Source organism: Mucilaginibacter mallensis, assembly GCF_900105165.1.
In the GTDB taxonomy this organism is placed as follows: Bacteria; Bacteroidota; Bacteroidia; order Sphingobacteriales; family Sphingobacteriaceae; genus Mucilaginibacter; species Mucilaginibacter mallensis.
The window spans coordinates 1,233,547-1,246,430 of sequence record NZ_LT629740.1 but is presented as its reverse complement, the minus strand read 5'-3'; the positions used below and the strand labels follow the sequence as shown (position 1 = coordinate 1,246,430).

The 12,884-nt window shown below is 41.0% G+C and carries 12 protein-coding genes; 3 read left to right on the top strand and 9 right to left on the bottom strand.

Annotated features, from left to right (window positions below; translation table 11 throughout):
- Nucleotides 1-9: 9 nt before the first annotated feature.
- The 4 genes from BLU33_RS05080 to BLU33_RS05060 form a co-directional block, all read right to left on the bottom strand.
- Nucleotides 10-885 (bottom strand): UbiA family prenyltransferase, encoded by an 876-nt coding sequence (locus BLU33_RS05080; RefSeq protein ID WP_232009400.1) that lies wholly within the window; start codon nucleotides 883-885, stop codon nucleotides 10-12.
- 214 nt (nucleotides 886-1,099) lie between these two features.
- Nucleotides 1,100-2,605, bottom strand: a complete 1,506-nt coding sequence (locus BLU33_RS05075) for a sigma 54-interacting transcriptional regulator (protein ID WP_091369966.1) — start codon at nucleotides 2,603-2,605, stop codon at nucleotides 1,100-1,102.
- 129 nt (nucleotides 2,606-2,734) lie between these two features.
- Nucleotides 2,735-3,832, bottom strand: a complete 1,098-nt coding sequence (locus BLU33_RS05070; RefSeq protein ID WP_091369964.1) for a vWA domain-containing protein — start codon at nucleotides 3,830-3,832, stop codon at nucleotides 2,735-2,737.
- A gap of 782 nt (nucleotides 3,833-4,614) precedes the next feature.
- Nucleotides 4,615-5,493: a carbohydrate kinase family protein gene (locus BLU33_RS05060; RefSeq protein ID WP_091369957.1), complete on the bottom strand. Its 879-nt coding sequence runs from the start codon at nucleotides 5,491-5,493 to the stop codon at nucleotides 4,615-4,617.
- Between the two features lie 62 nt (nucleotides 5,494-5,555).
- Here BLU33_RS05060 and BLU33_RS05055 point away from each other — a divergent pair, with 62 nt between their 5' ends.
- The 3 genes from BLU33_RS05055 (at nucleotide 5,556) to BLU33_RS05045 (ending at nucleotide 6,982) form a co-directional block, all read left to right on the top strand.
- Nucleotides 5,556-5,984: a YybH family protein gene (locus BLU33_RS05055; RefSeq protein WP_091369955.1), complete on the top strand. Its 429-nt coding sequence runs from the start codon at nucleotides 5,556-5,558 to the stop codon at nucleotides 5,982-5,984.
- 96 nt (nucleotides 5,985-6,080) lie between these two features.
- The gene (locus BLU33_RS05050) at nucleotides 6,081-6,281 is read left to right on the top strand and encodes a YwbE family protein (RefSeq protein ID WP_091369953.1); all 201 of its coding nucleotides are present in this window, start codon (nucleotides 6,081-6,083) and stop codon (nucleotides 6,279-6,281) included.
- Between the two features lie 8 nt (nucleotides 6,282-6,289).
- The gene (locus tag BLU33_RS05045) at nucleotides 6,290-6,982 is read left to right on the top strand and encodes a DUF1345 domain-containing protein (protein WP_091369951.1); all 693 of its coding nucleotides are present in this window, start codon (nucleotides 6,290-6,292) and stop codon (nucleotides 6,980-6,982) included.
- 125 nt (nucleotides 6,983-7,107) lie between these two features.
- On the opposite strand, the gene BLU33_RS05040 is transcribed toward BLU33_RS05045, so the two are convergent.
- From BLU33_RS05040 to porK, 5 genes are all read right to left on the bottom strand, one after another.
- Entirely contained in the window at nucleotides 7,108-8,028 is a 921-nt protein-coding gene (locus tag BLU33_RS05040; RefSeq protein ID WP_091369949.1) for a DUF72 domain-containing protein, read from the bottom strand.
- A 112-nt stretch (nucleotides 8,029-8,140) separates the two neighbouring features.
- Entirely contained in the window at nucleotides 8,141-9,106 is a 966-nt protein-coding gene (porN, locus tag BLU33_RS05035) for a type IX secretion system ring subunit PorN/GldN (RefSeq protein ID WP_091369947.1), read from the bottom strand.
- 12 nt (nucleotides 9,107-9,118) lie between these two features.
- On the bottom strand, nucleotides 9,119-10,645 hold the full coding sequence (porM, locus tag BLU33_RS05030; protein ID WP_091369945.1) for a type IX secretion system motor protein PorM/GldM: 1,527 nt from the start codon (nucleotides 10,643-10,645) through the stop codon (nucleotides 9,119-9,121).
- Nucleotides 10,646-10,701: 56 nt separating this feature from the next.
- A complete protein-coding gene (porL, locus tag BLU33_RS05025) occupies nucleotides 10,702-11,496 on the bottom strand; it encodes a type IX secretion system motor protein PorL/GldL (protein WP_091369943.1) in 795 nt (264 codons plus the stop codon).
- A gap of 48 nt (nucleotides 11,497-11,544) precedes the next feature.
- Complete coding sequence (gene porK, locus BLU33_RS05020) at nucleotides 11,545-12,861, bottom strand: T9SS ring complex lipoprotein PorK/GldK (RefSeq protein WP_091369941.1); 1,317 nt, start codon at nucleotides 12,859-12,861, stop codon at nucleotides 11,545-11,547.
- Nucleotides 12,862-12,884 lie beyond the last annotated feature (23 nt).

Sequence of the window (12,884 nt, the reverse complement as noted above, 5' to 3'; positions counted from 1 at the left end):
AATGAGTTATTATATGGCCCTGAATGCCAGTAAAAGGAGATATTGTAGAATTAAAATCCCATCGATACAAAAGAAGTAGTAATATTCGTTTTTTTCCAAGGTTGATCTGAAGATAAGCCATCCGGCTAAAACAGCGGTTATGGTTAACGCGCAAAAATCATTGTTAAAGCCATTATTCCTGAACAGGAACAACAGTACAACATAGCCCGCCAACAACACCTGGCAAAACAGGTAAGCCTTCTTTTCACCGAAAACTACCGGGACCGTCTTAAGGCCCGATTGCTTGTCCTGGAAGAGATCACGGATATCAAACGGCACTGTGAGTGCTCCTATAAATAAAAACCGCTTAGCAATGAGTATAGTAGTATCACGCATAGATACAGTGCCTAGTTGCAGGTGCTGAGCCTCCAGTAATGGCAATAGTACCGAGCTCATTGTCCATACCAAAGTGATCAGAAACTGCTTTAAGCCGGGGATATTACGTAAGCCAAACTTCTTATCGCCCAGGGTAAACAGGGGCAAGCCATAAGCAAATGATATTATACCCAAAAAGATGAGCAGTATACGTGATTCGGTAGATATTAAAACAAACAGCGGCATTAACGCCAGTATAGATACGATGGTTATGGTAACCATAAGCCGGTAATGTGCAAAGAACCAGCGTTCGCGACGATATATTGAATCCTGTGGACGTTCAGGCTTGCTAATAAGTATGCAGAAATTGTATATCCCCAGGGTGGATACGAATAATAACCCTAAAACTGAGTATACAGGTTTTGAGCCGATAAGAAGAAAGGTAACCAGCCCCTGCGCTACTGCGCACAACGACATAAAAATATTGCTGAAGAGTATAAAATCAAAAGCAGATTGTAATATTTTCCTCATCAGTGATTGGGATGATCAGCCCGCAATATTAATTTAATAACTGGGCGCGACTAATATTCAAATATCGGAATCTCCTGCAATATTCCAACTTGAATAGTCATCTAAAAAAATAATATCATTTCGACCGGAGGGAGAAATCTTCTGCGCTTTGCATACGAATATGCATGGTGAAAAAGATTTCTCCCTCCGGTCGAAATGACAATTATAAAAAATATTAATAACGGTCATCATCCATATCCAGTTCGTCGTCATCATCCGGTTCAAGGTTGAACAGGCTGTTGAACATATCTGAAAACGCAAAACCATTATCAAGGAAACCTTTGCTCAGTTGTGAAAACTCGGCCAGGCCATGCAATACAAATTCCATCAGCAACAGTTGCTGATTTTCGCTCAAATTCGGGTGGAACTTTTTAACCAGTTCCTTTAAACCGGTTACGGAATTCAAAGCTTTTTTATATTCGGCCAGTGGCAGGTCGTCCACTAACGATAAGTTGTTACCATTACTGAACCAATTGATAACTTCGGTATAAGGATTTGGAGCCTTTGATTTTTTAGCTTTTTCCGGGTCGGGGAAAAATTGCAGCAGCATTGTTTTAACTGCTTTGCCTATAAGCATATTAGCCACTTTTGCCGGGCCTTCGAGCTCACCTTCATATACCAGCTCAATTTTGCCGGTAATTGCCGGTATAACGCCTAAAAAGTCGCATATACGTACAAAAGTAGTGGCCTCATGATTAATGATCATGCGGCGCTCGGCATTACTGATCAGGTTTTCATAGGCTGATATGGTTAACCGTGCCGATACACCCGATTTTTTATCGATATACTCAGAGTTACGCGCCTCAAAAGCGATCTGCTCTATCATGTTCTTCACCAAACCATCAGCTTCTACTGCTACCTTCTGCTCAGGGCTTAAGAATGCTTCCTGCTGGGTTATCTTGCGCGATACCTCAACTGTGCGCGGGTAATGCGTTAATATCTGGCTCTCTATCCTATCCTTTAATGGCGTTACTATTGAACCGCGATTGGTATAATCCTCAGGATTGGCTGTAAATACAAACTGAATATCAAGCGGCAGGCGTAGTTTAAAGCCGCGGATCTGTATATCTCTTTCCTGCAAAATATTAAACAGCGATACCTGTATACGTGCCTGCAGATCGGGCAATTCGTTTATTACAAATATGCCCCTGTGCGCGCGTGGTATCAAACCAAAATGGATCACACGCTCATCAGAGTAGGTTAACTTCATGGTAGCTGCCTTTATAGGGTCAACATCACCGATAAGATCGGCCACGGTAACATCAGGCGTAGCCAGCTTCTCGGTATAACGATCAGAGCGGTGCAGCCATGCAATTGGCGTGTTATCACCTTTGGCAAGCACTTCGTGATGCCCAAACCACGAGATAGGCGCCAATGGATCATCAAATAACTCCGATCCTTCAATGTACGGCACATACTCATCCAGTAGATTTACCAGCAAGCGGGCAATACGTGTTTTAGCCTGACCACGTAAACCGAGTAAAAGAATATTATGGCGGGATAATATGGCAGTTTGCAGGTCAGGAATTACCGTATCTTCAAAACCGATGATACCCTCAAAACCACCCTCTTTTTTTTTCAGTTGTGTTATCAGGTTGGCCCTTAACTCATCTTTAACCGATCGGCTTACATAATCAGTTTGCTTTAACTGGCCGAGGGTTTTTATTTCTAATTTATTCATTGTTTCTTTTTAGTCCGGAAATCGGGGAAGACCGAAAGTCCGGAAGAGTTTTTTATAGTAGATGCTTTGATTAATGTATACTGCCCATAATCTTTCGGACTTTCAGTCTTACGGACTTTCGGACCCAAATTACCGAACTGTCTTTCTCCTGTTGCGGATGTAATCCTCAAAAATGTATTCGCCTAAGCCATTTAGGGAACTGTAAAAAGCCTTGCCGCCGTTTGTTTCCGTAAATTTACGCACAAATTGTTGCAGGTAAGGATCCTTGGCTATCATAAATGTGGTGATAGGAATTTTTAAGCGTTTACACTGGGCAGCCATGTTCAGGGTTTTATTCACCACTTTTCTATCTAGCCCTATGCTGTTCTTGTAATATTTAGTACCCTCTTTTAAGCAGGTTGGCTTTCCATCGGTTATCATAAATATCTGCTTGTTATGGGTTTTGCGCCTGCGCAGCAGGTCGGTTGCCAGCTCAAGCCCAGCGTAGGTATTGGTATGGTACGGCCCCACCTGTAAATAAGGCAGATCTTTTAGTGTGATAGGCCAGGCATCATTACCAAATACAACAATATCCAATGTATCCTTCGGGTATTTGGTACGGATAAGCTCAGCCAGCGCCATGGCAACTTTTTTGGCCGGCGTGATCCTGTCCTCACCATAAAGTATCATGGAGTGCGATATATCTATCATCAGCACAGTCGAGGTAAGGGTTTTATAATCCATTTCCTCAACTTCCAGATCACGCTCGGTCATCATAAAATCACCTATACCATGATTTACCTGCGCGTTGTGGATAGATTGGGTCATATCTATCTGGTCAAGACTGTCGCCAAATTCGAACTCGCGACGTTCGGCATTCTTTTCATCACCCTGGCCTGATTGCGGCGACCGGTGATTGCCTTTGCCTGATTTTTTCAGCTTACCAAATATTTCTTCCAGTGCTGATTGCCTTATCCCCTGCTCTGCTTTTGCAGTTATCCTGAACTCGCCATTTTGCTTATCCTCATCCAGGTAACCTTTTTGCTTCAGTTCATCAATAAAATCGCCCATGCCATATTCATCACTGGTGATGTTATATTGCTTATCAAGCTCATTCATCCAGGCCAAAGCTTCGCCTGCATCGCCTGATGTATAATTAAGCAATTCCAGAAATAACTTCAGTAATTCGTCGAATCCACCTTTGGGGATATCGTTTGGGCTAAACTTGGAAAATCCAAAACCGCGCATATTGTACCTTTCTGATATAAAATAACGGATAATTTTTATTAAAAGTTTTATGCGGGGGCTTTTTACGAAGAATTGTTAGGCAGCAATGACAATAGGAATGGTTCATCCTGTTAAAAGCTCTTATTTTCAAACAAAAAGCTGATTTCAGAAAAAAAATATCTGCCCACCATTATGGCGGGCAGATAATCAGGAAATAAGGACTAGGAACATTCTACTTTCAGCAGGATCACAACAACCTGCTAAATGATGAAAGGGTAAATTGGTTAAAGTATTTGCAAATTAGCTCTCCTTACCGGTGCCAGTGACGACCCGAGTACATATGTTTTTTTAAGGCAACTATCACACCTGTACCTTTTAACAGGCAACCAAAATAAAGTTACTTTAACCACAATGCTGCGTCTGGCCCGGGTATCTAGCTTTCCCCGTGCACATTTTTTGCATTTTTTTCGGTCCATTATTATTGGGTCCATAACAACTAATTTTGTTGGTGATTTATACGTTTTTTACTTGTATAAAGTTGAGGAAAAACATCAAAAAAACTGCTTTAAAGCATCAAAAAGCACAAATTCTCAAAAGTTTAAACTTGTACATATTAGGCAACAATTCTTACTATTTATAAAATAAAAAGCAACTAGTAATGCTTTAGAAGTAAATTCAATGGAATATCGAGGAAACACTGTTTATCGACATATTAACCCAAAAAATAATTTCAGTCAAAACCAAAATTATTTTACGGAAAATGTAGTGCTAAAAAGGGTGGAACAGGAAATTTAAGGAGCGTTTTATCCCTGTTTTATAGCATCTATTTCGGCCCAGTCATAAACCGGATTAGCACCACGTTTACTGGTCACAAATGCACCAATGGCGCAGGCATTTTCAAGCACTTGCTGCATGGGTTGTTTTTCCAAGATGCCGGCAATAAAAGTGGCTAAAAAAGCATCGCCAGCGCCTACAGTATCTACAACATTAACTTTAAATCCGGGGTGTTCATAAACCTCATGGTTATGCCATATCATAGCGCCGTTTTCGCCACGGGTTACACAAATAGTTTGCGGATGGTATTTAGCACGAAATTCAGCAATCTTATCTAACAAATGCCCGTTACTGCCGCCTATTAACAGGTTGGCTTCTTCTTCATTCATTTTTACCACAGTGGCACGGGCTGCCAGGTTCTCGATGGTTGAGAGCGTATAATGTGGTGCGCGCAGGTTTACATCAAATATTCTTAAGGCTTTGGTTTCATCAAGCAAATTCAGTAAGGTATCACGAGTGGTGCGCGTACGGCAGGCTAAACTGCCAAAAACAATAGCTGATGCTTTTACAGCGCTGGCAACAAGCGCTTCTGTAGTTTGAATATTATCCCACGAAACGGGTTCGGGTATAATGTAAGTAGCCTGGTTGTTTTCATCAAGCTGAACAGTGACTTCACAGGTTGGCAGTTCTTCATCTACTTGTATAAGCTCAGAAAATAAACCACTTTTCTTTAAAACTCCCGCAAGTTTAATACCCGGTTCATCTGATCCTATTCTGCTGGCAAAGCCTACATCAACCTTTTGCTGGGCCAAATGTGCTGCCACATTCATAGGGGCACCACCGGCTTTTTTTTCATTGCCAAAGGTATCCCATAAAACCTCGCCGAAACATAGTACTTTATTGTTCATAAGTATTAGATGAAGCCCCAAAGCTAAAAAGTATTTTCGGATGATTTTATGTATTTTGCATTATGAAGAGATTGTTACTTTCCTGCTTGTTCATTTTTACATTGTGTACAGTTTATGCACAAGACAAGCAAGCCATCCTTAAATTATTAGCCGACCAGCAGCAAGCCTGGAACAATGCCGATGTTGATGGCTTTATGCAAGGCTACTGGAAATCGGATTCGTTAATGTTTGTTGGCAAAACCGGGCCTGTTTATGGCTGGCAAACTACGCTCGATAATTATAAAAAACGCTACCCGGGTAAAGCCGCTATGGGGCAGCTGGCATTTAAGGTGATTAAACTGCAATTACTTGACCCCGAGAACGCGTTTATGCTTGGCGGATGGCATTTAACACGTGCCAGCGGAGATATAGGCGGTTATTTTACCTTATGGTTCCGCAAAATTGATGGTGGGTGGAAAATTGTTTGCGATCATACCTCGAGCAATAGCTAATTCAAAAGTCAAAATTAAAAAGTCAAAAAACACACTGGTGTTCTGATGTTCAAATAAAATAGGCTTTATAAATAATCTGTTATAGATTTGGATAAAATGAACGGACAGAACAGAAGCGATATTTATCCCGGACTTGAGGTTGATATCATACTCAAACAAGATCAACGATCGGGCAAAAGAACACGCGGGATAGTAAAGAATTTATTAACCAGTTCATCTTATCACTCGCGGGGCATAAAGGTTAGGCTGGAGGATGGGCAGGTTGGCCGTGTAATTGAAATTATTGAAGAAGACTAAATAAAAAAATGACAAAAAATATAATCCCCGATAGACGATTTTTTTTCCGGATTGATGCACACGTTCGTTTAATGATAGCAATTGCTGTTAGTGTAATTGTTTTTTTCTGCTTCCGCGATTCATTAACCTGGCCCGAACTGGCATTATCCTGCTGGATAGGCTGCGCCTTAACCATAATCATACTCAACTGGATCATTATGCTTAGCTCCCACCCGCGCGAGGTAAAAAAGATAGCCAAACTACAGGATTCAAGCCGATATTTCCTGTTTGTATTTATTATAACAGCGGCAGTGGTTAGTTTAGTGGCTATTGTTTTCCTGTTAAAATCATCCCATGGGATTTCTGCGGCAGCTAAAAATGCACATATATTGCTCTCCATATCTGCGGTTGCAGTATCATGGTGGCTGGTTCATACCGTTTTTACATCGCGCTACGCGCATATGTATTATGATACCGATACTGATGATGGTAAAGTATTACCCGGTGGCGGCCTCCAGTTCCCTGACACTGAAGACCCCGATTATCTTGATTTTGTATATTTCGCGTTTGTAGTAGGTATGACATTCCAGGTGTCAGATGTTGTGATTACCCACCGCTCCATCCGTCGCCTTTGCCTGGTGCATAGTTTGATATCCTTTATATTTAATACGCTGATAGTGGCGCTGAGCATCAATGTGATATCGGGGATGGTATCGCAGTAGAATAAACGAACCAGGATTTCGAACCAGGATTTTTTTGATTTTTGGGATTTACAGGATGTTGCTCAGCAATGTACTTTTATACACTCTGATAATCTTTTAAATCCAGTAAATCCTGGTTCTTCTAATCAAAATAATTCTGGTTGTTTGTCCCGATCAATAAACTGCGGCCTCGCCAGCTGTGTACCTAATTTTTTGTTCAATTGTTCAACAACATAGTCAGCCAGCTCAGGTGAGTAGCGTTCATCATGCTGGTGCATAAAGAACCATACCGATTGCAGGCCTTGTGTTTGCCATTGCTGTATCCGGGCAACCCATTCGTCAACACGTGTATAATCGGTTTTATGCAGGCTGTTGCCTACAAAACGGATAAAAGCATGTGGCGTAGGTAAAGTCATATGCACTACATCGCGCCGGCCGCTGGCATCTGTTATTACGGCACCAATGTTTAACTGTTTGAAAAGCTCAAATACCTGGTCGCGGTTTTCGGGGATGGCAAACCAATCCTTGTGTCGCAGTTCAACAAAAACAGGGATATCAGTTGGTAAGCTTTCCAGGTAGATCTTAAGCTCAGGGAAACTCTTTGGGGTATAATTATCGCTCAGCTGTAGAAAAAGGGGGCCCAGCTTATCTCCGAAGGCTAAAATACCTTCATAATAGCTAGTAGTAATATCGTCGGCATTTTTTAAGCGGCGTATATGGGTAATACTTTGCGAAAACTTAGGGCAAAATTTAAAACCGGGGTGGCTCTCCGCTTTGCCTTTCCACTTTTTTATGGTATCCGGGCCGTAAACATTATAGAAGGTGGCGTTAAGCTCAATACAATCAAAATGCTTAACGTATTCATCTAAAAAATTGGCTTCTTTTGTTTTAAGCGGATATATCTTACCCAGCCATTCTTTACGTCCCCATTTGGCACAACCTACATGTACCTCCAACGGTTTATCATTTAATGCTGCTTTAAGCGTTTGTATCGTCAACGCGGCATCAGCCGGAAGCGTAAAATCAACCTCTAATAATTCTCCCGGTGTTACCCTGCCAAATTCCATTCTGTTTTCATTTTTCGGTTTACACTAGTAAAGCTAATAAGAAGAGCCCTTACTATTATCTAGCAAGGGCTCTTTTATTTTTTAGATTAAGGATCTATCTGTTTATCAATACTTAGTATTGCCATAAATTAAGTTCCCAGTCCAATAAGGATTTCTTGATCTTCTCCGATTCGTATAACCTGTCTATACCCTGGGCATAATCCTTTATACGCTCGTCCTTTTCGTTTGATACTTTAACAATGTAGCTATTAAACAATCGCTTCATAAATACATCATCATAGCTCAAGCCTGTTGCATCGCTATTTTTGCTTACAACTTCCTTGGTAACTAATATAGGGCGTACATCAGGGAAATATATCCAGAATGCCGGTTGGTAATCAAGGTCAAGGCTACCTGCTTTTGGTTTTATCATTGGCGCAATACCAATAATACGTGGTTCAAAAACAGATCTTGCTTTGTCAAAAATCCAGTCTTCCTTTATACGGAACTTTACAACACTATCAGGATTAAACTCACCTGCGGTTAATACCGAGCTTATTTTGTTGCCATCCTTATCAAACTTGTCAACAACTGAGCTATCGGCCATTTTATTTTTAGCTTGCCCTGGTGTTAAAGGGTGTGCAAAGCCATCACCGTCAGGATCGTTTTTAGGATCAGGAGACGGGTCATAAGCTGTTAACTCACCATTGGCAATAGCGGTCATTAAAATGTCAATCAGGCGCTGTTTTGGCGACGCCATATATTGGTTCATTTTATCGCGGACATCTATTTCGCGCCATATGCGTTTTGCATAAGCTACATCAGCCTCACGAATGTTCGGATAAGGTGTTACCCTTGCATTCAGGATATCTGATTTTTTGTAATAGCCGTCCAATGGCCTGTCAAAAGGCTTTAATGGCGCTCTTTTGCTTGTATCAGAGGGCTGTGCGCTCAAGGCGGTGCTCGGCGTATAAGTAGGAATAGGTGCCGCCGTCTGAGTAGTAGTCGCTGCCTTCTTTTTTCTTGAACGTTTCTTCTTTTGTGCAAAAGAAACCGTACAAGCTAAACATAATACAATAAGCAAAATTTTCGTCTTCATAATCCAATCCTTTTAATTTGCACTTATTACAATCGGGTCAAGTCCGCGCGGCGAACCATCAGGGCCAACTGCAACAATATCTTTAAATACAATAGTTGTACCAGGTGAAACTGTGTTCATTGCTGAACGCATTGCACTTGTCAACTCATTACCACTGCCTGATAATATGATAGCATCCTGGCGTGGTTTTACAATAAGCATAGTAAAACGTGTTACGTTAAATTTAGCGTCGAAATCAAAGTTATCTAATTTCGCGAATACTCTGTCCTGACCGCGGATATTTGCCGCGCTGGTAGTACCACCGCTTTTACCTGCAAACATTGGTTTCGGATCAGGTATACGTTTTACACGGAACAGTGATGTACCTAAAACCATACCTTTTTCACCTAAAACAGTGATCTTGGCCTCGCCGATAGTATGTACCTGAACAGTATATTTACCATCAGTGCCACCACTTAATGAACCACCTGTCATGCTTAATTTTAAAGCTGAAGTAGCTACACCAGGGGCCGATACCGTAACCGGGTTAGGCACACCTATGTAAAATACATTCATCTTATCAGGCGATACTACTGCTGATGGTTTTGCAACCATGTACTGACCGCTCACCGGGTAAGTTTTTGCCGGACCATCAACCTGTTTAACGGTTAAAGTACCAGTCCATGTGTGTAAACCTTGTCCACTTGCAGTTGTTGTATAAGTACCTACACCATTAGTAGTCGGTATGTTTGCCCCATCAATTGTGATAGTAGGGTTTGAATGTGAATCATAAGCTGTTAAATAAATATCAGCTTTATATTGCTGCCCTTGCAAAATATAACTGCTTGGAGCAACTGCCACACCTTTAAACTGATCGAGTGTAACCTGCGCTACATCAATACGGCCTAAAATCTTTTTAACAACTTCGTTCTCAGAGTTTTTAGCATCTGATTGTATTTTCACTAAAGCTGTCATCGCGGCAGCCATTGGAATACCTTCGCCAAAGTTTGCGGTTTCCCAGTCTTTATTAGGGAAACCAGCTCTGTGCTTAGGAGCCTCTGCATCTAAAGAAAGGTTTACACCTTGTCTTTCAGACGGTTTAAGCAAGGCTAATAATTGCTCTCTGGTATAATCAATTTTTTTATGCAATTCATACGCGTATTTCTGGTCGTTGATCATCAAACGTGTTGATACATCCATATCTTCACGGCCTTTGTAATCATTGGTCGCATCATCAATGGGACCGGTTTCCGATATAAATTTCCCTTTTACTGTTTCAACGTAAGCATTCAGGTCATCTGCCAATTTTTTGGCTTTTAACGCATCGTCATGTATTTTTTGCGCCCTGTCACCTTCTTGTTTTAATTTTGTTGCCTCAAATGTAGTAAAGGCTTGATCTATACCGCTTTGAACGTTAGTTTTTGATGCTGTTAAGCTATCACTTATATTTTTGAATGAGTCCAGCAAACTATCGGGTACATCCAGTGCAATTAGTCCCAGAAGAACCAAATACAATATACCCATCATTCGCTGCCTTGGGGTTTGTTTACCTCCAGCCATGTGATTTAATCTTAGTTAGGTTAAAATAATTAATCAATTAATTAGGTATTAATGTATTAAGCACGAGGCTGGCTCATTGCTGATAGCATATTGCCATAAACAGCATTTAATGAGGACAAGTTCTTAGCTAATTTGCCAACTTCAGTTTTAAACTGTTGTGAACCATCCAATGATTCGTTAAAGTTTGACATAGTTCCTTCCATGTCTTTATAAAACTTACTCATTGATTTTAAGTGATTACTTGAGTCATTCAATTCCAGTTCATAAACTGCATTTAATGCTGCAAGATTTTTAACCATTGTGTTTACCTGCTCATGATAGTTTTTTGAATCATTGCTTGAGCCTGCCATTTCAGCCAGATTTGCAGAGGCTTTTTCAAATGATGTACTTAATTTATCATAACTCTCACCTGCTGATTTTATTTTTTCAGTAAATGCGATGGTAGCATTACCTGCATCGGTAACTCTTGAGATAGCGCTTACTTTGTCACCAAATGTCCTTAAGCCTTCGCCCAGGTTCTGGATAAGTTCAGGGCCAATTTTTGCATCGCTCATCATTTTGTCTAAAGCGGCAGTGTTTGAGAAATTGCCTGAAGCAATAGCAGCTCTTTTAGGAAGTTCGCCGGTGTAATCATCAGCTAATTCAGGATAAGCACGGGTCCAGTCGACTTCCGTAGTATCTCTCTGAAAGCCTAATATTAAGAATAGGAAAGCTTCCATTCCTAAACCCAGAGAAATAAACAGACCACCATAAGGCCAGTGCTGTATTTTGAATAATAGTCCAACAATAACTACCGTAGCGCCCCATGATACGATATTATTTATTCCGTAACCTTGTTTTTTGCCAGCCATAATTTTAAAAAAAAGTGTATTTGATTGTGAGTTAAGTAAGTTGAGATTTTAGTGTTTATCCCTGATGTCGCGCCCCATGAAACTTGTTACGCAACGGAAACCGATATATGATTTTGCTGTATCCTGGTATTCATAACTGCGTGATGAGTTTTGCAGGAAGTAACCTACATCTTTCCATGATCCGCCTTTTACTACTTTACGTTTTAATTCTTCAGGATCGCTGGCTTTAGCCTCGTACTCATAGGTAGGGGCCATATCGCTAACAAATGTTGAAGCTGAAGGGTTAAATGTTGATGAAGTCCATTCAGCAACGTTACCTGCCATATTATATAAACCGTAATCGTTAGGGAAATATGATCTTACATTTACGGTATAAGCACCGCCATCATCAGAGTAGTTACCACGGCCTGGTTTGAAATTAGCCAGTAAACAACCCTTAGCATTTTTAATATACGGACCACCCCAAGGATAATCGGTACCTATCCTGCCACCACGTGCAGCATATTCAAACTGAGCCTCTGAAGGTAATTCGTATGGTAAGCGGTGAGGTAAGTGGTGTGAATCTTTATAGCTATCGTTATAACGTGTGCGCCATACGGTAAAGGCACGTGCCTGGCGCCAGGTTACGCCAACAACCGGATAATTTCTGTAAGCCGGGTGTGAAAAATACCCCTGTACCATTGGTTCGTTTGCAGCGTATGAGAAATCGCTCAGCCAAACTAGCGTATCCGGATATACCTGTACGGTATCGCGCAGAATGAAATCTGAACGCCTTTTTGATTTATCGTTCTTATAGTTGGCAGCATTACGCAATACCAGCATTGAGTAGTTATATTTTAATAAACGCACATCAATCTCATTACGATCGAACACGCGGTCATCACCCTGATAGTACATACCATCAAGCTTTGCGCCATTGTTACCTTGTCCTTTACGTGCAGGGCTCCATACCGGATATCTTTTTACATATTCCCAGTTAATATATTTTTTTCCGCTTGATTTACCTGCGGTTGCGCCTTTAGGGTGCAAGTAATACTTATCATCATTTAAATAGTTGGTGATAGCGATTGAATCACGCACCCAAAACACAAATTGTTTGTACTGACTATTTGAGATCTCTGTTTGATCCATGAAAAACGGAGGAACAGTAACTTGTTTTGTCTGGGATATTTGAGAATAGGTAATATCCTGATCTGTTTGGCCCATTAAAAAGGTTCCACCAGGTATGTAAACCATACCATAAGGCACTTCGGCCCTGAAGTTACGCTGAGGGACGCCGGTTAGTTCACCCCCACCGCCGCTACGACAACTACTTAATGCTGCCAGTGTAACCAAAATAAAAACTAAAGAGTATATCTGCTTCATATATATAATTCAAAATCCAGTTA